The following is an 18,909-nucleotide window of genomic DNA, read 5'->3' on the forward strand; positions in this document are numbered from 1 at the left end:
GGAGAATCCGATGCGAATGTGGTGGTTGAGTGCCGGCCTCGCCCTGTGTTGCCTGGCCCAGGGCGCGGCGGCGGGAACATTGCTGGTCGTAGGGGATAGTATCAGCGCTGGTTTTGGCCTGGATACCCGCCAGGGGTGGGTCAGCCTGTTGCAACAACAATTGAAGAAGGAGGGTTTCGACGATCAGGTGGTCAATGCCTCGATTAGCGGCGACACCAGTGCAGGCGGCCAGGCGCGGCTGCCTGCGCTGCTTGCGACGCACAAGCCGGATCTTGTGGTTCTGGAACTTGGAGGCAACGACGGCCTGCGCGGACAGTCGCCGCAACAATTGCAACAGAATCTTGCCACGATGATCGACCAGTCCCGCCAGTCCGGTGCCAAGGTGGTGCTGCTGGGCATGCGCCTGCCGCCGAACTACGGCGTGCGCTACACCACGGCGTTCGCCCAGGTCTATGAACAACTGGCGGTCGATAAGAAGGTGCCGCTGGTGCCGTTCTTCCTCGAGGGCGTTGGCGGGGTTGCGGAGCTGATGCAGGCCGATGGCATCCATCCGGCTGCGGCCGCCCAGCAGCGCCTGCTGGAAAATGCCTGGCCGGCGATAAAACCCTTGCTGTGACGCTTTTATCGGGGGCCGCTTTCGGATAATGTTGCGCCCCCCGTTTCGAGTGCCCCCAATGCCGCGCCCCGCCTGGTCCCTTTACGCCTATCAACTGATCGAGCCCGATGAGCAGCTCGACCTGTTTGCCTGCCAGGAAGTGCGTATTCACCTCGCGGCCCGCCAGCTCGAACTCGGCGTGCCCGTCGACCGTACCTTGTGCGGCAGCCTGCTGCCCGCGCAGCCGCGTTGGTCAGGGGTCGAGCGAGCCATCTACCGTGATGAGCGCCTGTGTAAGCTGTGCAAGGCAATCCTGGATGCTCAACGGCGAGGCATGCGCCCGGTGTGGCCGGAGCTCTGAGCGCCTTTCATCATCTGAAATGCTTGCGCCTCCCGCTTGTTTCGACGCGGGTGTACAATCGTATCCCTTGACTGACCTTTCGAAGGATTTACCGGATGTTGCCGCGCTTTCCCGCCGTCACTCGTAGCCTGACCCTGGCCGCCTTGCTGGCGACAGGCCCTGCTGTTGCGCTGGAACTGCCGTTGCCACCCCCGGGGGAGGACGTAGTTGGCCAGGTTCACACCATCCAGGCCAAGTACGAAGACACCTTCGCCGACATCGGTACCGCGAACGACCTTGGCTACCTGGAGATGATCGCCGCCAACCCGGGCGTCGATCCCTGGCTGCCGGGCGCTGGTACCGAGATTATCCTGCCGACCCGTTACATCCTGCCGCCGGGGCCGCGTGAAGGCATCGTCATCAACCTGGCCGAGTACCGGCTCTACTACTACCCGAAAGGGCAGAACGTGGTGCATACCTTCCCGTTGGGTATCGGTCGCGAGGGCTGGGGGTCGCCGATCGCGAACACCAAGATCACCGCCAAGACGCCTAATCCGACCTGGACCCCGCCGGCCTCGATCCGTGCCGAGCACGCCGCCGATGGCGACATCCTGCCGGCGGTGGTACCGGCCGGGCCGGACAACCCGCTGGGGCCGTTCAAGTTCACCCTGGGAGTGCCGGGCTACCTGATTCACGGGTCGAACAAGAAGTTCGGTATCGGCATGCGCACCAGCCACGGCTGCTTCCGTATGCTCAACAACAATGTGCTGACGCTGTCGAAGATGGTCCCGGTGGGCACGCCGGTACGCATCATCAATGAGCCTTACAAGTTCGGTATCAGTGCTGGCAAAGTGTATCTGGAAGCCCACACACCGCTGGACGATCACGGCAATCCGTCGGTGGTCGACAAGCACACCGCGGTCATCAATGCGCTGCTCAAGCGTGAAGACCTGGCCAACAACTTGCGTATGAACTGGGACATGGTCCGCGATGTGGTCGCTGCCGAAGATGGCATGCCGGTCGAGATCGCCGTGCCCACCAACGGTGCAAGCGCGCCGATGGTGTCGAGCATTCCGCCGGAACTGCAGTAAGCGGTTGCCCGCCGGTAACTAGCAGGGCACTTTTCTTAGGGGCCGCCATGCGGCCCACCTCGGTTCAAACCCGCTTCTGAAGGCATGCGTGCGCTGTCCTGTAGGAGTGGGCGTGTAGCGGGATGGGCTGCGAGGCGGTCTCTGTTGCTTGGTCTTGCAGCAACAGGTTTTCTATCAGGCAATAAAAAAGCCGACCCACAAGTGGGTCGGCTCCATAACAATCCGTGAGGATTATTACTTGCGGCTGGCTTTGTCCAGCATACGCAGAGCGCGCTCATTGGCTTCGTCAGCGGTCTGCTGAGCCTTCTGAGCAGCTGCCAGAGCGTCGTCAGCTTTGCGGTAGGCTTCGTCTGCACGAGCCTGGGCGCGAGCTGCTGCGTCTTCGGTAGCAGTCAGGCGAGCTTCGGTTTCTTTGGATACGCTGCTGCAACCGGTAGCCAGAACTGCGGCCAGAGCCAGAGCAGAGAATTTCAGAACGTTGTTCATCGTGTTCCCCTTCAAGGACTTTCTATAAAATAGCCATCTCTCGGAAAAGAGAAACTGGCCGGCGTACATAGTACCCATTACTTGTAGTAAGTAAACTGACTGAGCGCAAGAACTGCAAAAAAAATGCTGCCGAGGGCTGCAGCGGCGGTTTTGTAAACAAACTGTGAAAACCTGCACCAGCGTTCGCAAGCGACTGTAGTACCGGAACTTTTTTGTTGAACTAAGGGTGACTTTAACTGTCCGTGAACGTCTTAGCCCTACAACATCCGGTTGCTGTTACCTGGCCATACAGACGTTGCTGTCAGCATTTTCATTCAGGGTGGCTTGAGCATTCTTGCTGGCGCCGCCTACTATTTGAGGGTGCCATCGGCGCAGAACGTTCCAGGTCGCGCTGCTGTCCAAGGAGCAACAGGTGGCGTAGGCTTTGCGCGAAAAGTCGCCGAGCGGCTATCAGGCAAGGCGAAAACAGGCGAGGGACGGTCGGAGTCGCGCTCGACTTTGCTGGTTGCAAATGAGCATTCCGACCGGGCTGGCCACCAGCCTGTTTTCAACGCAGCATTATCGTCGCGCAGGCACTTTTAGCACAAAGCCTAGAGGTTCCTCCGCCGGATAAACCACATCGGTAAGGTAAGGGTCTGCCGACAAGACCTGCGAGGAGTAGTGATGAGCGAAACGCTGACCATCCACCATGACCAGGCCGGTCATCAGTTCGAGACCACCGTGGATGGTCACCGGGCTTACCTGACCTACATGGATCTGGGCAAGCAGACGCTGGATATCTATCGCACTTTCGTGCCCAACGCCCTGCGAGGGCGCGGGATCGCCGCCGCGTTGACCGAAAAGGCCTTGGAGTACGCTGAGCAGATGGGCTACACGGTCATCCCCTCGTGCTCCTACGTCGAACGCTACATGGAGCGCCAGCAGCGTCATTCAAGCAAGGCCTGACCTGACAGCACGCATATGATAACGCCGGGTATTGCCCGGCGTTTTCATTTATGCGCAGTTTTCAGCCGCGCTGGCGCTTGGGCAGCACATCCTTGAGCTTGGCGTGCATGCTGCGCAGGGTCTTTTCGGTAGCGGCCCAGTCGATGCAGGCGTCGGTAACCGACACCCCATACTGCAACTCGTCGAGATTCTTCGGAATGGCCTGGCAGCCCCAGTTCAGATGGCTTTCGACCATCAGGCCGATAATCGACTGGTTGCCTTCGAGGATCTGGTTGGCCACGTTCTCCATGACCAGCGGCTGCAGGGCCGGGTCCTTGTTGGAATTGGCGTGGCTGCAGTCGACCATGATGTTTGGCTTGATCTTGGCCTTGACCAGGTCTTGTTCGCACAGTGCGACACTCACCGAGTCATAGTTGGGTTTACCGTTGCCGCCGCGCAGCACAACGTGGCCGTAGGCGTTGCCCTTGGTGGTGACGATGGAGACACCACCTTCCTGGTTGATGCCCAGGAAACGATGGGGCTTGGAGACTGACTGCAGGGCGTTTATCGCCACGGTCAGGCCGCCATCGGTACCGTTTTTGAAGCCGACCGCCGAGGACAAGCCGGAGGCCATTTCGCGGTGGGTCTGGGATTCTGTGGTGCGTGCGCCAATGGCCGACCAGCTGATAAGGTCCTGCAGGTACTGCGGGGAGATCGGGTCGAGTGCTTCGGTGGCGGTGGGCAGGCCCATCTCGGCCAGATCCAGCAGCAACTGGCGGCCAATGTGCAGGCCGTCCTGGATCTTGAATGAGTCATCCAGGTACGGATCGTTGATCAGGCCCTTCCAGCCGACAGTGGTGCGTGGCTTCTCAAAGTACACGCGCATGACCAGATACAGGGTGTCGGAAACCTCCTCAGCCAGTACCTTCAGGCGCTCGGCATACTCGTGGGCGGCCTTGATGTCATGGATCGAGCAGGGGCCGACCACCACGAACAGGCGATGGTCCTTGCCGTCGAGGATATTGCGCACCACTTCACGGCCGGCAGTCACGGTCTGCAGGGCCTTGGTGCTGAGGGGAATTTCCTTCTTGAGCTGATCAGGGGTGATCAAGGTCTCGTTGGAGGCAACGTTAAGGTCATCGATCGGTAAATCAGCCATCGTGTTACTCGTCAGGTCACGGGTGCCGGCCGCCAGCAATCCCCGTGCGGCCCAGCAGCAGATTGTTCGCAGCGGGGAGGCCGAACCTTAGCGCGTTAGCGGGGGCGCGACAATGGGCTGGGCCCGTCGATACGGGGTTTTTGCCTGGCAAGCGGCATTTGGGCGCGAGCTCGCTGCCCTGCGGGATGATTTCGCCGTGGCAGCGACACCTGGGTATAGTGGCTGACCAATAACAATGACTCTTGACCAGGAGCACTGCATGGCATCCCTCGACCCTCAGGTGGGCAATCCCCGCATCGGCATCATCGGCAGCGGCGCAATCGGTGGCTTCTATGGCGTGATGCTGGCCCGAGCCGGTTTCGACGTACACTTTCTGCTGCGCAGTGAATATCAGGTCGTGCGTGAGCAGGGGCTGCAGCTAGACAGCGCCGTGCATGGTCAGGTGCGCATGTCCGTGCAGGCCTACGCCTCTGCCGCCGACATGCCGCCTTGCGACTGGCTACTGGTAGGGGCCAAAGCCACCAGCAATGCCGAACTGGCGCCCTTGATCGTACAAGCCGCAGCACCGCAGGCCAGGGTGGTATTGCTACAGAACGGCCTTGGGGTCGAGGAGCAACTGCGCCCGGCCTTGCGCCCGGACATGCACCTGCTGGGCGGGTTGTGCTTCATCTGTGTCAACCGCGAGCGCCCCGGGGTGATTCGTCACCAGTCGCTGGGCGCGGTGAACCTTGGCTATCACAGTGGGCCCGCACCAGATGATGCAGCGGTCGTGGTGGAGGAGGGAGCGGCGCTGTTCCGGGCTGCGGGCATCGATTCCCAGGCCATGGCCGACCTCGACCAGGCGCGGTGGCAGAAGCTGGTGTGGAACGTACCCTACAACGGCCTTTCGGTGCTGCTGCAGGCCAGCACCACACCTTTGATGAGCGATGCCGACAGCCGTGCGCTGATCCAGGCGTTGATGGCCGAAGTGGTGGCGGGCGCCAAGGCCTGTGGCCGTGAGCTGCCGGCGGGTTACGCCGAGCACCTGTTCCGCGTCACCGAGAAGATGCCGGACTACTGGCCAAGCATGTACCACGATCATGCCTTGCAGCGGCCGTTGGAACTGCAGGCAATCTACGCCGAACCCTTGGCCCGTGCCCGTGCGGCTGGTTGCGAGCTGCCGCGCATGCAGGCGCTATATCAGGCCCTTATGTTTATCGACCGGCGCAACCGCTCGGCCTGAAGGTCGCGGTGGCCCTGCGCCGGACGGCCAGGCGGCTGTCCATGGCGCTGCTAAGCTCAAGCTTGCTCTGCCGTCGCGGCAGTCGAGGAGGTCGAATGATCCGTTCCATGCTGTTCGCCACGGACCTCGGTGTGTATGCGCCCTTCATCATGCAGCACGCTCTGGCCCTGGCGCGGACCTTCAACGCAGAGCTGTATGTGATTCATGCCGTGGAGCCTATGGGGCAGTTCGCTGAATCCTTGCTGCAAAGTTACCTGGACGAACAAACCCTCGACACGTTGCACAGTGAGGGCGTCAATACCGTCATGGCCAATATCGAGCAGCGGGTGCTGGAGAACTTTCGCGAAGAGCTGGGTGAGGTCGCCGACCTGGCGCTGATCCGTGCAGTACGGGTGCGTCAGGGGGACCCTGCCCAGGTGATCCTCGAACAGGCCCAGCGCCTGGCGGTCGATCTGCTGATTTTCGGCAGCCACAGTGCAGGGGCGGGAGTGGATGTGCCGATCGGTCGCACGGCCGTGCGGCTGCTGCAACTGTCGCCGGTGCCGGTGTACATGGTGCCGTTGGCCCAGCATCTTGGACGTAGGAAAGTGTGAGCCTGGCGGTAGGGCGTTTTCCTACGGACGTAACAAAATAGTTCTAGATTTATTTCTCAAGCCACTAATATAGTTATAACTCGTCGCTGCCGGCGCGCCGGTGACCTACCGCCTTTGAGGGATATCTATGAAGCTTCAGCAACTGCGCTACATCTGGGAAGTAGCGCACCATGACCTCAACGTTTCCGCGACGGCGCAGAGCCTCTACACCTCCCAGCCTGGCATCAGCAAGCAGATTCGCCTGCTCGAGGATGAGCTGGGCGTCGAAGTCTTCGCCCGCAGTGGCAAGCATCTGACTCGCGTCACCCCAGCGGGCGAGCGCATCATCAGTACCGCCGGCGAGATTCTGCGCAAGGTCGAGAGCATCAAGCAGATCGCCCAGGAATTCTCCAACGAGAAGAAAGGCACATTGTCGATCGCCACCACCCATACCCAGGCGCGCTATGCGCTGCCGCCGGTGATCAGCAACTTCATCAAGCAATACCCGGAAGTCGCCCTGCACATGCACCAGGGCTCGCCGATGCAGATCGCCGAGATGGCGGCCGACGGTACCGTCGACTTCGCCATTGCCACCGAAGCCCTTGAGTTGTTCGGCGATCTGATCATGATGCCGTGCTACAAGTGGAACCGTTGCGTGGTAGTGCCTCAGGGGCACCCACTGACCAAGCTGCCGAAGCTGACCCTGGAGTCAGTGGCCGAGTATCCGATCGTCACCTATGTATTCGGCTTCACTGGCCGTTCCAAGCTCGACGAGGCGTTCAACCACCGTGGCCTGACGCCGAAGGTGGTGTTCACCGCCGCCGACGCCGACGTGATCAAGACTTATGTGCGCCTGGGCCTGGGCGTGGGTATCGTGGCCAAGATGGCGGTGGACCCGAAACTCGACAGCGACCTGGTGTGCCTGGATGCCAGCGAGTTGTTCGAGGCCAGCATCACCAAGATCGGCTTCCGTCGCGGCACCTTCCTGCGTGGTTTCATGTGCGACTTCATCGAGAAGTTCGCGCCGCACCTGACTCGCGAGGTGATGGCCAAGGCGATCCAGTGCCACAACAAGCAGGAGCTCGAAGAGCTGTTCGAGGGTGTCGAGCTGCCGGTGCACTGACCTGAAATAACTGGGGCCGCTTTGCGGCCCCAGTCGTTTATGCCTTGCTGATCAGGTTGCCCGCGTGCAACCCGCATTCCTTCTGGGTCGACTCCTCCCACCACCAGCGTCCTTCGCGCTCATGCTGGTTCGGCAGCACCGGGCGAGTGCACGGCTCGCAGCCGATGCTGATGAAGCCGCGCTCGTGCAGGCTGTTGTAGGGCAGTTCGAGCATGCGGATATAGCCCCAGACTTCCTCGCTGGTCATCTGCGCCAACGGGTTGAACTTGTACAGGGGGCGTTCGGGAGTTGAAAAGGCGCTGTCGATTTCCAGGGCCGCCACCTGGCTGCGGGTGCCGGGGCTCTGGTCGCGACGTTGGCCGGTGGCCCAGGCGCTCACGGTGGCCAGCTTGCGGCGCAGCGGCTCGATCTTGCGGATGCCGCAGCACTCGCCATGGCCGTCCTTGTAGAAGCTGAACAGGCCCTTTTCCTTGACGAACGGGTCGAGCTTATCGCGGTTCGGGCTGAGGATTTCGATCGGCAGGTTGTACTGCTCGCGCACCTGGTCGATGAAGCGGTAGGTTTCCGGGTGCAGGCGACCGGTATCGAGGCTGAACACCTTGACCTGTTTGTTCAGCTTCCAGGCCATGTCCACCAGCACCACATCCTCGGCACCGCTGAAGGAGATCCACAGCTCGTCGCCGAAGTGTTCGAAGGCGAGCTTGAGGATCTCCTGCGGGGACTTGCTGGCGTAGGTCGCGGCCAGGGCGGCGACGTCGAAGGGTTGGCTCATCAGGCGGTTTCCATCGGGTGAGTGGCGCTGTGCGCTCGTAGTGGTCAGATGGTAACAAAAAATGGCGGGGCAGACGCCTGGCGATCGCGGGGCAACCCGCTCCCACGGAGTTCTACAAGGCTTGCAGCGTTTCCATCAGCACGCGCACCTTGGCGATCGACTCTTCGTATTCGGCCTGCCAATCCGAATCAGCCACCACCGCGCCACCGCCCCAGCAACTGACCTGACCGTCCTTGACCAGCAGGCTGCGGATGGCGATCGAACTGTCCATCTCGCCGCGCACGTCGAGGTATAGCAGCGAGCCGCAGTACAGGGTTCTGCGTGTCGGTTCCAGCTCATCGATGATCTGCATGGCGCGGATTTTTGGAGCGCCGGTGATCGAGCCGCCGGGGAAGCTGCCTGCAATCAGATCCAGGGCATCCTTGTCGGCGGCCAGGTGGCCGACCACGCTGCTGACCAGGTGGTGGACGTTGGGGTAGCTCTCCAGGCTGAACAGCTCCGGCACCTTCACCGAGCCGATCTGGCAGGTGCGGCCGATGTCATTGCGCAGCAGGTCGACGATCATCAGGTTTTCCGAGCGGTCCTTGGGGCTGGCTAGCAACTCGGCAGCGTTGCGGGCGTCCTCGGCGGGGTCGGCAGAGCGCGGGCGGGTACCTTTGATCGGCCGGGTCTCGACCTCGCCTTGGCTGACGTGGATGAAGCGTTCGGGCGAGAAGCTCAGCAGGGCTGTGCCTTCATCCAGCTGCTGGTAGCCGGAAAACGGCGTCGGGCAGGCGGCGCGCAGGGCCTGGTAGGCGCGCCATGGGTCGCCCTGGCAGGGTGCGCGGAAGCGCTGGGTGAGGTTGATCTGGTAGCAGTCGCCGGCCTGGATGTAGCGCTGCACCTGATCGAACGCCCCCCGGTACTGCTCGGGGCGAAGGTCGCCGGTCATGGGGGTCAGCAGGTGGAAGTCACCGCTATCGCCCGGGGTGCTGGCCTCGAACAACGCGATGAGCCGTTGCCGTTCGTCCTCGGGCAGGCGCGGGTGGAACACGAGCTGGCTGCTGCACAGCCGATGGTCGGACACCAGTGCCCAGGCATACAGCCCCAGCCGGGCGTCGGGCAGGCCGAGGTCGTCGACAGCGTGCGTCGGCAATTGCTCCAGGCGCCGGCCAAAGTCGTAGCTCAGGTAGCCGATCAGGCCGCCGGCGAAGGGCAGCTCTATGCCCTCGGGCAGTCGGGCTTCCCCAAGGTCCGCCAGTGCCTGGCGCAGGCGCTGCAGGTAAACCTGGCCGTCTTCATCGCTGTGTGCCTGCAGCTGTTGCAGGGGCCAGGCGCTGAGCAGGTCGTAGCGACCGCGTTCGGCACCCGGACGGGCGCTGTCGAGCAGGATCGCGCCGGGCGCGCGGCGCAGGCGTTCGAAGTAGAAGGCGGGGTCGGGCTGGTAGGGCAGGGGGTGCAGCGTACAGGTCGGCATCAGAGTGGACGGCGATGAAAAAGCGAGGAGGGCGATTGTAGACCTGTGGGGGGGATGCGCCTAGCGTCGGCAGCGACATTCGCATGTTGTGTCTCGCCTCGGGGACGCTATGCGACCCTTTCGCCGCGGTTCGTCGTCACGACAAGCCGGCTCCCACAGGTGGTGTGTGATCCTTTTGGGAACTGGCTTGTAGTAGCGACGAACCGCAAAGGGCTGCAGAGCAGCCCCCGAGCATCACTGCGGATGAACGTGTCCGAACAGGCCTTGCGAAACCTTCACGCGTTGCTCGGCATCCTCGCTGCGACCTTCCTTGGCCAGCATCTCCAGGTGCGCCTCGATGGCGTGGGTGCGTTGCGTGAGCCCGCAGTCGTTGGCGATCTGGATGTTCAGGCCGGGGCGGGCGTTGAGCTCGAGGATCAGCGGGCCCTTGTCCTGGTCCAGCACCATGTCCACACCGATGTAGCCCAGGCCGCACAGCTCGTAGCAGCTGGCGGCAAGCTTCATGAAGCCGTCCCAGTTCGGCAGCTGCACGCCGTCGACCGCGTTGGTGGTGTCGGGGTGCTTGCTGATGATCTTGTTCAGCCAGGTGCCGCGCAGCGTCAGGCCGGTGGCCAGGTCCACGCCGACGCCGATGGCGCCCTGGTGCAGGTTGGCCTTGCCGCCGGACTGGCGGGTCGGCAAGCGCAGCATGGCCATCACCGGGTAGCCCATCAGCACGATGATGCGGATGTCGGGCACGCCCTCATAGCTGATGCTCTTGAAGATCTGGTCCGGGGTGACCCGGTACTCGATCAGCGCGCGGTCGCGGTGCCCGCCCAGCGAATACAGGCCGGTAAGGATGCTGGAGATCTGGTGCTCGATCTCCTCGTGGCTGATGATCTTGCCCGAAACCGTGCGGTAGCGGTCCTCGAAGCGGTCGGCGATCACCAGGATGCCGTCACCGCCGGCGCCCTGGGCCGGCTTGATGACGAAGTCGCTGCGCCCGCCGATGATCTCGTCGAGCTTCTCGATCTGCTTCTCGGTCTCGATGATGCCGTACATCTCCGGCACATGGATGCCGGCCGCCAGGGCGCGCTCCTTGGTAATGATCTTGTCGTCGACGATCGGGTACAGGTGGCGCTTGTTGTACTTCAACACGTAGTCAGCGTTGCGCCGGTTGATGCCCATGATGCCCCGGGCCTCCAGGGCTTTCCACGTCTTGATCAGGCCGAACATCAGGCGTCAGCCTTCTTCAGGAATGCCTTGAAGCGCACGAGCTCGGTCAAGCGGTAGCCGCGGTAGCGACCCATCGCCAGCATGAAGCCCACCAGGATCAGCAGCACCGCCGGGAAGGTGAAGACGAAGTACACGGCTTCCGGCACGGTCATCAGCAGGTGCGCGATGGAGGCGGCGAACAGGGTGCCGACGGCCACTTTCATGGCATGGCCGCCGCCACGTTCTTCCCAGGTGATCGACAGGCGTTCGATGGTCATGGTCAGGATCACCATCGGGAACAGCGCCACCGACAAGCCGCGTTCCAGGCCCAGCTTGTGGCTGAACAGGCTGATGGCGGCGATCAGCACCACGACGAAGGTCAACACCACCGACAGGCGGGGCAGCATCTGCAGCTTGAGGTGTTCCAGGTAAGAGCGCAGCGACAGGCCCAGGGCGGTGATCACCGTGAACAGAATGATGCCGAAGCCCAGTTGCGTCTCGCGGAAGGCCAGGGCGATCAACACCGGGGTGAAGGTGCCCAGGGTCTGGATGCCGATCAGGTTGCGCAGCACCAGGATCACCAGCACGCCGATCGGGATCATCACCATGATCATGAAGGTCTGCTGGGTCTGCAGCGGCAGGCCGTACAGCGAGTATTCGAGGAAGTCGGCGTCGGTGTTCTCGTCGGTCAGCTTGGCCAGGCGGATGGCGTTCATCTCGCTGTTGTTCATGCTGAAGGTGACGGTGGCCTTCTTGCCTCCATCGACGGTGATCAGGTTGTCGTCGCCGGTCCACCACAGCAGGCGGTCGCTGGGCAGGCCTTGCTCACCGGTCTCCGGGTTGAAGTACAGCCAGTCGTTGCCGTTGAAACTGCGCAGCCACAGTTCAGGGCTCTGCGGGGTGTCGGCCACCAGGCGGATGGTGTGGACCTTCTCCAGCGGGACGTGGGCGATGGACAGCAGCAAGTCGATGACCTGGGCTTTCTTCAGCGGTGAGTTGTCGCCGGCCAGCAGCAGCTTGGCGTTGTCGTCGTTGGCGTTGTTGACGCGCTTGATGGTCTCGCTGACGAAGGTCTCGACGTCGGCCGAGTGCTGGCGGATCGGTGCCATCAGTGCTTCGGCGGCGATCTTCTCCGGGCCTTCGACCGCCAGGCTGTCGCGGAAGGTCGGGCCCTTGATCTTGGCCTTCTCGGTGCTGTAGCGCTTGGTCAGCACCAGGCGGTAGTAAAGAGTCTGGTTGCCGCTGGCGCGACGGGCCGACCAGGTCACCTTGCGGTTTCCGTCGGCGCGGTTGACGCTGACGCCATAGTTGTTGGAGATGAAGCTCTCGTTGAGGCTCACGTAGTCACGGTTCAGCGGGGGCACGAACATCTGCACCTTGACCGGGTCCTTGGCGCTGGCAACGAACTCGACCTTGGCGTCGATGTTCCACAGGTCATCGGTCTCGTCCTCGGTCACCGGGATGCCGAGGGCGAAGATCTGGTAGGCCGTGATCGCGATGCCCAGCACCACCAGGACGGTGATCAGGACTTTCAAGTGGAGGGTAAGAGAGCGCATCGGAATTACTCTGCTTTGGGAGCTTCGGTGGCACAGGCAGGTTTGCCGGCCGCGTATTTAAGGCTTGGGTCGACCAGCGCACCGAAGTGCTTGAGGGCCTCGGAGCCGATCAGCAGCGGGAACTGGAAGGCGCTGCGGTCGGTGAGGTTGACCTCGATGGTGCGTCGCGTCTGGCCCATGCAGATGTCGAGTTCGATGACTGGACGCGCAGTGTAGGCCTTGCCCGAGTCGGCGTCATAGTCCCCGGCGCGGCGCTTGATCTTGCTGACGCGGGCCAGGGGGCGTTCGATGGGGTGCTTGTGCGCGGCGTCGATGGCCAGGTAGAAGCGCACCCAGCTCTCGCCGTTGCGCTTGAAGCGCTTGATGTCGCGGGCACTGAGCGAGGCGGTCTTGGCGCCGGTATCGAGCTTGGCTGCCACTTCCAGGTCAAGGTCGCCCAGGCGGGCGTACTCGTTGAGACCGTACACGGTCTTTTCGGCCGCGGGCGCGAGTGCCGGCAGCAGGGTCAGGCAGAGCAGCAATGAAGCGGGTTTGAGTCTCATAATCCTGGCGCGGTGCTGTGCAAAGTTCAGGGCAAGGCGACTGGCCAAGCGTCCTCATTGATCTGTCATGGGCATGAAATGATGACAGACACACTATCCATGCTCCCGAAGGAGCGCGGCATTCTATCACGCCGGTGCCTTGACGCCAGCGCGCCCGCGATCTGACCGCGGCTAGGCTTGGTTAGTTCGTTATTAGACGATTGTCGACAATGTTCTTTTTGTCTTTGACTGTGGCTGTCTATTTAGCTAGTTTTGCCGTCATCGATTTGCAAGGTGTCGACAATCATGCTGGATGTATCCCAGGCCGTGGCAGTGCCGCAGGACGAGACCGAGACCCTCTCTGAGCATGTCTTTCGGCGTATCCAGGCCGCCATCGTCAAGGGCGAGATCGCCCCTGGCAGCAAGATTTCAGAGCCTGAACTTGCGCGCACCTACGGCATCAGCCGCGGCCCGCTGCGCGAGGCCATCCACCGTCTCGAAGGCCAGCGCCTGCTGGTGCGCGTGCCGCATGTCGGCGCCCGGGTGGTATCGCTGAGCCACGCCGAGCTGATCGAACTGTACGAAATCCGTGAGTCGCTCGAAGGCATGGCCTGCCGCCTGGCCGCCGAGCGCATGAGCCAGGCCGCCATCGACGAACTGCGCCATGTGCTCGATACCCATGAGCGCGATGCAGCGTTCCAGGCCGGGCAGGGCTACTACCAACAGGAAGGCGATTACGACTTCCACTACCGGATCATCCAGGGCAGCGGCAACCAGACCTTGTACAAGATGCTCTGCGGCGAGCTGTACCAACTGGTGCGGATGTACCGCATCCAGTTCTCCTCCACGCCCAACCGCCCGCGCCAGGCCTTCGCCGAGCACCACCGTATCCTCGATGCCATCGAAGCCCACGACGGTGAGCTAGCAGAACTCCTGATGCGCCGCCACATCGGCGCGTCCAAACGCAATATCGAGCGCCACTACCAGGGTGCCGACAACAATAGCCCACGAGGTGAGTCATGACAGTGAAGAGCACGCCCGGCCAGCGTTTCCGCGACGCGGTCGCCGCCGAACATCCGCTGCAGGTGGTCGGGACCATCAACGCCAATCACGCCCTGCTGGCCAAGCGCGCCGGTTTCAAGGCCATCTACCTCTCCGGCGGCGGTGTCGCCGCCGGCTCCCTGGGCTTGCCGGACCTGGGCATCAGCGGCCTGGACGACGTGCTCACCGATGTGCGGCGCATCACCGACGTGTGCGACCTGCCGCTGCTGGTGGATGTCGACACCGGCTTCGGCGCCTCGGCCTTCAACGTCGCCCGCACCGTCAAGTCGATGAGCAAGTTCGGCGCCGCCGCCATCCATATCGAGGACCAGGTCGGCGCCAAGCGCTGCGGTCACCGCCCGAACAAGGAGATCGTCTCGCAGCAGGAGATGGTCGACCGCATCAAGGCGGCCGTGGATGCTCGCAGCGATGACAGCTTCGTGATCATGGCGCGCACTGATGCCCTGGCGGTGGAAGGTCTCAATGCCGCGCTGGATCGTGCCGCCGCCTGCGTCGAGGCTGGCGCCGACATGATTTTCCCCGAGGCGATCACCGAATTGCACATGTACAAGACCTTCGCCGAACGGGTGAAGGCGCCGATCCTGGCCAATATCACCGAGTTCGGCGCCACGCCGCTGTACACCACCGAGGAACTGGCTTCGGTCGACGTGTCACTGGTGCTCTATCCGCTGTCGGCCTTCCGCGCCATGAACAAGGCGGCCGAGAACGTCTACACCGCGCTGCGCCGCGACGGCACCCAGAAGAACGTGATCGACACCATGCAGACCCGCATGGAGCTCTACGATGCCATCGGCTACCACGCCTTCGAGCAGAGCCTCGATGCATTGTTCGCGCAGAAGAAAGGGTAAGCGAATGCCTGTACCGGCCCTGCGACAGGGCCGGTACGAATCACCAGGATTAGCCAGCAAGACTTCGATAACAAATTCAAGAAAGGAGAAACACCATGGCCGAAGCAAAAGTACTCAGTGGGGCGGGCCTGCGTGGCCAGGTGGCCGGCCAGACCGCGCTGTCGACCGTCGGCCAGGCCGGCGCCGGCCTGACCTACCGCGGCTATGACGTGCGCGACCTGGCCGCAGGCGCCGAGTTCGAGGAAGTGGCCTACCTGCTGCTCTACGGCGAGCTGCCGAGCAAGGCCGAGCTTGTCGACTACAAGCGCAAGCTCAAGGGGCTGCGCGACCTGCCGCAAGCGCTGAAGGAAGTGCTCGAGCGCATCCCGCGCGATGCACACCCGATGGACGTGATGCGTACCGGGTGCTCGGTGCTCGGTACCCTGGAGCCCGAGCTGACCTTCGACACCCAGCGCGACAAGACCGACCGCCTGCTGGCGCTGTTCCCGGCGGTGATGTGCTACTGGTACCGCTACACCCACCACGGCGTGCGTATCGACTGCAGCAGCGACGAAGACACCCTGGGCGGCCACTTCCTGCACCTGCTGCACGGCAAGAAGCCCAGCGAGCTGCACGTCAAGGTGATGAACGTCTCGCTGATCCTTTACGCCGAGCACGAATTCAACGCCTCGACCTTCACTGCCCGGGTCTGCGCCTCGACCCTGTCCGATTTGTACTCCTGCGTGACCGCCGCCATCGGCTCGCTGCGCGGTCCGCTGCACGGTGGTGCCAACGAGGCGGCCATGGAGCTGATCGAGCGCTTCCAGAGCCCGCAGGAAGCCACTGCCGAGCTGCTGCGCATGCTCGAGCGCAAGGACAAGATCATGGGCTTCGGTCATGCCATCTACAAAGAGTCCGACCCGCGCAACGAGGTGATCAAGGGCTGGGCCAAGCAGTTGGCCGACGAAGTGGGCGACAAGGTCCTGTACGCGGTCTCCGAAGCCATCGACAAGACCATGTGGGAGCAGAAGCGCCTGTTCCCCAACGCCGACTTCTACCACGCCTCGGCGTACCACTTCATGGGCATCCCGACCAAGCTGTTCACCCCGATCTTCGTCTGCTCGCGCCTGACCGGCTGGGCCGCGCACGTGTTCGAGCAGCGCGCCAACAACCGCATCATCCGCCCGAGCGCCGAGTACGTCGGCGTCGAGCAGCGCCAGTTCGTGCCGATCGAGCAGCGCTGAGGCAACGACCGCTAGGGCTGCCATGCAGCCCTTTCGCCGGCAAGCCGGCTCCCACAATGTCCATGCGTTGCTGTGGGAGCCGGCTTGCCGGCGATGGGGGCGCAGCGCCCCCAAAGGCCTGACCTGCAAACCGAATACCGTGAGCCCGATAACGATATGAACACCGCATTCCGCAAGAACCTGCCAGGGACCGCCCTGGACTACTTCGACGCCCGTGCCGCGGTCGAGGCGATCAAGCCCGGCGCTTACGACGGCCTGCCGTATACCTCCCGCGTGCTGGCGGAAAACCTGGTGCGTCGCTGCGATCCGGCCACCCTCGATGCATCGCTCGAGCAACTGATCGAGCGCAAGCGCGACCTCGACTTCCCCTGGTTCCCGGCCCGCGTGGTGTGCCACGACATCCTTGGCCAGACCGCCCTGGTCGACCTCGCCGGGCTGCGTGACGCCATCGCCGACAAAGGCGGCGACCCGGCCGCGGTCAATCCGGTGGTGCCGGTGCAACTGATCGTCGACCATTCGCTGGCCGTGGAATGCGGTGGCTTCGATCCGCAGGCGTTCGACAAGAACCGCGCCATTGAAGACCGCCGCAACGAAGACCGCTTCCACTTCATCAACTGGACCAAGCAGGCGTTCAAGAACGTCGACGTGATCCAGCCGGGCAACGGCATCATGCACCAGATCAACCTGGAGAAGATGTCGCCGGTGATCCACAACGACCGCGGCGTGGCCTACCCTGACACTTGCGTCGGCACCGACAGCCATACGCCGCATGTCGACGCCCTGGGCGTGATCGCCATCGGTGTCGGTGGCCTGGAGGCCGAAAACGTCATGCTCGGCCGCGCCTCGTGGATGCGCCTGCCGGAGATCGTCGGCGTCGAGCTGGCCGGGCGCCTGGCGCCGAACATCACCGCTACCGACCTGGTACTGGCCCTGACCGAGTTCCTGCGCAAGCAGAAGGTGGTCGGCGCCTACCTCGAATTCCACGGTGCCGGCGCCAGCGCGCTGACCCTGGGCGACCGCGCCACCATCTCCAACATGGCCCCGGAGTACGGCGCCACCGCGGCGATGTTCGCCATCGACCAGCAGACCATCGACTACCTCAAGCTGACTGGCCGCGATGACCAGCAGGTGCAGTTGGTGGAAACCTACGCCAAGGTCGCCGGCCTGTGGGCCGACAGTCTGGCCAAGGCCGAGTATGAGCGCACCCTGAGCTTCGACCTGTCGAGCGTGGTGCGTAACATGGCAGGCCCGTCCAACCCGCACGCGCGCGTGGCCACCAGCGACCTGGCGGCCAAGGGCATTGCCGGGCAATGGCAAGAAGTGCCGGGGCAGATGCCGGATGGCGCGGTGATCATCGCCGCCATCACCAGCTGCACCAACACCAGCAACCCGCGCAACGTGATCGCCGCTGGCCTTATCGCCCGCAACGCCAACAAGCTTGGCCTGGTGCGCAAGCCGTGGGTCAAGTCGTCGCTGGCGCCGGGCTCCAAGGCGGTGCAGCTGTACCTGAAGGAAGCAGGCCTGGAACAGGAGCTGGAGCAATTGGGCTTCGGCATCGTCGCCTTCGCCTGCACCACCTGTAATGGCATGTCCGGCGCGCTCGACCCGGTGATCCAGCAGGAGATCATCGATCGCGACCTGTACGCCACCGCGGTGCTGTCGGGCAACCGCAACTTCGACGGGCGTATCCACCCCTACGCCAAGCAGGCGTTCCTCGCGTCGCCGCCGCTGGTGGTGGCCTACGCCATTGCCGGTACCATCCGTTTCGACATCGAGAAGGACGTGCTGGGCGTGGTCGACGGCAAGGAAATCCGCCTCAAGGACATCTGGCCGAGCGATGAAGAGATCGACGCCGTGGTGCGTGCCTCGGTCAAGCCCGAGCAGTTCCGCCAGGTGTACATCCCGATGTTCGCCATCGAGGAAGACAAGGGGCCGAAGGTCGCGCCGCTGTACGACTGGCGTCCGATGAGTACCTACATTCGCCGCCCGCCGTACTGGGAAGGCGCCCTGGCCGGTGAGCGTACCCTGCGCGGCATGCGCCCTCTGGCGGTGCTGCCGGACAACATCACCACCGACCACCTGTCGCCGTCCAACGCCATCCTGCTGGATAGCGCCGCCGGTGAATACCTGGCGAAGATGGGCCTGCCGGAGGAAGACTTCAACTCCTACGCCACCCACCGTGGCGACCACCTGACCGCGCAGCGCGCCACCTTCGCCAACCCCAAGCTGTTCAACGAGATGGTGCGCAAGGACGACGGCAGCGTGAAGCAGGGTTCGCTGGCGCGTATCGAGCCGGAAGGCAAGGTGACCCGCATGTGGGAGGCCATCGAGACCTACATGCAGCGCAAGCAGCCGCTAATCATCGTCGCCGGTGCCGACTACGGCCAGGGGTCGTCCCGTGACTGGGCGGCCAAGGGTGTGCGTCTGGCGGGCGTCGAGGCGATTGTCGCCGAGGGCTTCGAGCGCATCCACCGGACCAACCTGGTGGGCATGGGCGTGCTGCCGCTGGAGTTCAAGGCAGGCACCGACCGCAACACCCTGGGCCTGGACGGCAGCGAGACCTATGACGTGCTGGGCGAGCGCAAGCCGCGGGCGACGCTGACCCTGGTGGTCACGCGGCGCAACGGCGAGCGTGTCGAGGTGCCGGTGACCTGCCGCCTGGATACCGCCGAAGAGGTGTCGATCTATGAGGCGGGTGGGGTGTTGCAGCGCTTTGCCCAGGACTTCCTGGAAGGCACGGCATAACGCAGATGATGCATAGCGGT

18 protein-coding genes are annotated in these 18,909 nt (G+C 63.2%); 11 read left to right on the forward strand and 7 right to left on the reverse strand.

Features of this window, described 5'->3' with window-relative positions; all coding sequences use genetic code 11:
• Positions 1-10 precede the first annotated feature (10 nt).
• The 3 genes from BMY03_RS13010 (at position 11) to BMY03_RS13020 (ending at position 2,026) form a co-directional block, all read left to right on the forward strand.
• Positions 11-616 carry an arylesterase gene (locus BMY03_RS13010; RefSeq protein ID WP_177182908.1) on the forward strand — a complete coding sequence of 202 codons (606 nt, stop codon included), beginning with the start codon at positions 11-13 and terminating at the stop codon, positions 614-616.
• Between the two features lie 58 nt (positions 617-674).
• A complete protein-coding gene (locus tag BMY03_RS13015) occupies positions 675-956 on the forward strand; it encodes a hypothetical protein (RefSeq protein WP_023630452.1) in 282 nt (93 codons plus the stop codon).
• Positions 957-1,051: 95 nt separating this feature from the next.
• Positions 1,052-2,026: a L,D-transpeptidase family protein gene (locus BMY03_RS13020; protein ID WP_023630451.1), complete on the forward strand. Its 975-nt coding sequence runs from the start codon at positions 1,052-1,054 to the stop codon at positions 2,024-2,026.
• A gap of 234 nt (positions 2,027-2,260) precedes the next feature.
• Here the strand turns inward: BMY03_RS13020 and oprI are convergent, their stop codons facing one another.
• Entirely contained in the window at positions 2,261-2,512 is a 252-nt protein-coding gene (gene oprI / locus BMY03_RS13025) for an outer membrane lipoprotei OprI (RefSeq protein WP_003259780.1), read from the reverse strand.
• A 663-nt stretch (positions 2,513-3,175) separates the two neighbouring features.
• On the opposite strand from oprI, the gene BMY03_RS13030 reads away from it, so the two are divergent.
• Positions 3,176-3,457, forward strand: a complete 282-nt coding sequence (locus tag BMY03_RS13030) for a GNAT family N-acetyltransferase (RefSeq protein ID WP_031315036.1) — start codon at positions 3,176-3,178, stop codon at positions 3,455-3,457.
• Positions 3,458-3,518: 61 nt separating this feature from the next.
• Here the strand turns inward: BMY03_RS13030 and BMY03_RS13035 are convergent, their stop codons facing one another.
• Positions 3,519-4,595 carry a 3-deoxy-7-phosphoheptulonate synthase gene (locus BMY03_RS13035; protein WP_031315035.1) on the reverse strand — a complete coding sequence of 359 codons (1,077 nt, stop codon included), beginning with the start codon at positions 4,593-4,595 and terminating at the stop codon, positions 3,519-3,521.
• 259 nt (positions 4,596-4,854) lie between these two features.
• On the opposite strand from BMY03_RS13035, the gene BMY03_RS13040 reads away from it, so the two are divergent.
• From BMY03_RS13040 to cysB, 3 genes are all read left to right on the forward strand, one after another.
• On the forward strand, positions 4,855-5,817 hold the full coding sequence (locus tag BMY03_RS13040) for a putative 2-dehydropantoate 2-reductase (protein WP_094011292.1): 963 nt from the start codon (positions 4,855-4,857) through the stop codon (positions 5,815-5,817).
• Between the two features lie 95 nt (positions 5,818-5,912).
• Complete coding sequence (locus tag BMY03_RS13045; protein ID WP_023630447.1) at positions 5,913-6,410, forward strand: universal stress protein; 498 nt, start codon at positions 5,913-5,915, stop codon at positions 6,408-6,410.
• Positions 6,411-6,537: 127 nt separating this feature from the next.
• Positions 6,538-7,512 carry an HTH-type transcriptional regulator CysB gene (gene cysB, locus BMY03_RS13050; RefSeq protein WP_094011293.1) on the forward strand — a complete coding sequence of 325 codons (975 nt, stop codon included), beginning with the start codon at positions 6,538-6,540 and terminating at the stop codon, positions 7,510-7,512.
• A gap of 37 nt (positions 7,513-7,549) precedes the next feature.
• Here cysB and BMY03_RS13055 read toward each other — a convergent pair whose 3' ends face one another.
• The 5 genes from BMY03_RS13055 to rloA form a co-directional block, all read right to left on the reverse strand.
• On the reverse strand, positions 7,550-8,284 hold the full coding sequence (locus tag BMY03_RS13055) for a phosphoadenylyl-sulfate reductase (protein ID WP_094011294.1): 735 nt from the start codon (positions 8,282-8,284) through the stop codon (positions 7,550-7,552).
• A 112-nt stretch (positions 8,285-8,396) separates the two neighbouring features.
• Positions 8,397-9,740: an aminodeoxychorismate synthase component I gene (gene pabB / locus BMY03_RS13060; protein WP_094011295.1), complete on the reverse strand. Its 1,344-nt coding sequence runs from the start codon at positions 9,738-9,740 to the stop codon at positions 8,397-8,399.
• A gap of 234 nt (positions 9,741-9,974) precedes the next feature.
• Positions 9,975-10,955, reverse strand: a complete 981-nt coding sequence (locus BMY03_RS13065) for an alpha-L-glutamate ligase-like protein (protein ID WP_038706442.1) — start codon at positions 10,953-10,955, stop codon at positions 9,975-9,977.
• Positions 10,955-12,490, reverse strand: a complete 1,536-nt coding sequence (rloB, locus tag BMY03_RS13070; protein ID WP_046854910.1) for an osmotic stress tolerance membrane protein RloB — start codon at positions 12,488-12,490, stop codon at positions 10,955-10,957. The genes BMY03_RS13065 and rloB overlap by 1 nt, the downstream gene beginning before the upstream one ends.
• Before the next feature lie 5 nt (positions 12,491-12,495).
• Positions 12,496-13,032 (reverse strand): retropepsin-like aspartic peptidase RloA, encoded by a 537-nt coding sequence (rloA, locus tag BMY03_RS13075; protein WP_023629916.1) that lies wholly within the window; start codon positions 13,030-13,032, stop codon positions 12,496-12,498.
• 285 nt (positions 13,033-13,317) lie between these two features.
• Here rloA and BMY03_RS13080 point away from each other — a divergent pair, with 285 nt between their 5' ends.
• The 4 genes from BMY03_RS13080 (at position 13,318) to acnD (ending at position 18,889) form a co-directional block, all read left to right on the forward strand.
• Positions 13,318-14,034, forward strand: a complete 717-nt coding sequence (locus tag BMY03_RS13080; RefSeq protein ID WP_094011296.1) for a GntR family transcriptional regulator — start codon at positions 13,318-13,320, stop codon at positions 14,032-14,034.
• Positions 14,031-14,921 carry a methylisocitrate lyase gene (gene prpB / locus BMY03_RS13085; RefSeq protein WP_094011297.1) on the forward strand — a complete coding sequence of 297 codons (891 nt, stop codon included), beginning with the start codon at positions 14,031-14,033 and terminating at the stop codon, positions 14,919-14,921. The genes BMY03_RS13080 and prpB overlap by 4 nt, the downstream gene beginning before the upstream one ends.
• Before the next feature lie 95 nt (positions 14,922-15,016).
• Entirely contained in the window at positions 15,017-16,144 is a 1,128-nt protein-coding gene (gene prpC, locus BMY03_RS13090; protein ID WP_094011298.1) for a bifunctional 2-methylcitrate synthase/citrate synthase, read from the forward strand.
• Positions 16,145-16,300: 156 nt separating this feature from the next.
• A complete protein-coding gene (gene acnD / locus BMY03_RS13095) occupies positions 16,301-18,889 on the forward strand; it encodes a Fe/S-dependent 2-methylisocitrate dehydratase AcnD (protein WP_094011299.1) in 2,589 nt (862 codons plus the stop codon).
• The last annotated feature ends 20 nt before the right edge of the window (positions 18,890-18,909 follow it).

This window comes from Pseudomonas soli, from assembly GCF_900110655.1.
Taxonomy (GTDB): domain Bacteria; phylum Pseudomonadota; class Gammaproteobacteria; order Pseudomonadales; family Pseudomonadaceae; genus Aquipseudomonas; species Aquipseudomonas soli.

Excerpts from the sequence above, each read along its gene's own strand:
- BMY03_RS13015 (WP_023630452.1), top strand. The coding sequence starts at position 675 with ATGCCGCGCCCCGCCTGGTCCCTTTACGCCTATCAACTGATCGAGCCC.
- BMY03_RS13010 (WP_177182908.1), top strand. The coding sequence starts at position 11 with ATGCGAATGTGGTGGTTGAGTGCCGGCCTCGCCCTGTGTTGCCTGGCC.
- prpB (WP_094011297.1), top strand. The coding sequence starts at position 14,031 with ATGACAGTGAAGAGCACGCCCGGCCAGCGTTTCCGCGACGCGGTCGCC.
- pabB (WP_094011295.1), bottom strand. The coding sequence starts at position 9,740 with ATGCCGACCTGTACGCTGCACCCCCTGCCCTACCAGCCCGACCCCGCC.
- BMY03_RS13065 (WP_038706442.1), bottom strand. The coding sequence starts at position 10,955 with ATGTTCGGCCTGATCAAGACGTGGAAAGCCCTGGAGGCCCGGGGCATC.
- BMY03_RS13045 (WP_023630447.1), top strand. The coding sequence starts at position 5,913 with ATGATCCGTTCCATGCTGTTCGCCACGGACCTCGGTGTGTATGCGCCC.
- acnD (WP_094011299.1), top strand. The coding sequence starts at position 16,301 with ATGAACACCGCATTCCGCAAGAACCTGCCAGGGACCGCCCTGGACTAC.
- BMY03_RS13080 (WP_094011296.1), top strand. The coding sequence starts at position 13,318 with ATGCTGGATGTATCCCAGGCCGTGGCAGTGCCGCAGGACGAGACCGAG.
- BMY03_RS13035 (WP_031315035.1), bottom strand. The coding sequence starts at position 4,595 with ATGGCTGATTTACCGATCGATGACCTTAACGTTGCCTCCAACGAGACC.
- rloB (WP_046854910.1), bottom strand. The coding sequence starts at position 12,490 with ATGCGCTCTCTTACCCTCCACTTGAAAGTCCTGATCACCGTCCTGGTG.
- cysB (WP_094011293.1), top strand. The coding sequence starts at position 6,538 with ATGAAGCTTCAGCAACTGCGCTACATCTGGGAAGTAGCGCACCATGAC.
- BMY03_RS13055 (WP_094011294.1), bottom strand. The coding sequence starts at position 8,284 with ATGAGCCAACCCTTCGACGTCGCCGCCCTGGCCGCGACCTACGCCAGC.
- rloA (WP_023629916.1), bottom strand. The coding sequence starts at position 13,032 with ATGAGACTCAAACCCGCTTCATTGCTGCTCTGCCTGACCCTGCTGCCG.
- BMY03_RS13030 (WP_031315036.1), top strand. The coding sequence starts at position 3,176 with ATGAGCGAAACGCTGACCATCCACCATGACCAGGCCGGTCATCAGTTC.
- prpC (WP_094011298.1), top strand. The coding sequence starts at position 15,017 with ATGGCCGAAGCAAAAGTACTCAGTGGGGCGGGCCTGCGTGGCCAGGTG.
- oprI (WP_003259780.1), bottom strand. The coding sequence starts at position 2,512 with ATGAACAACGTTCTGAAATTCTCTGCTCTGGCTCTGGCCGCAGTTCTG.
- BMY03_RS13040 (WP_094011292.1), top strand. The coding sequence starts at position 4,855 with ATGGCATCCCTCGACCCTCAGGTGGGCAATCCCCGCATCGGCATCATC.
- BMY03_RS13020 (WP_023630451.1), top strand. The coding sequence starts at position 1,052 with ATGTTGCCGCGCTTTCCCGCCGTCACTCGTAGCCTGACCCTGGCCGCC.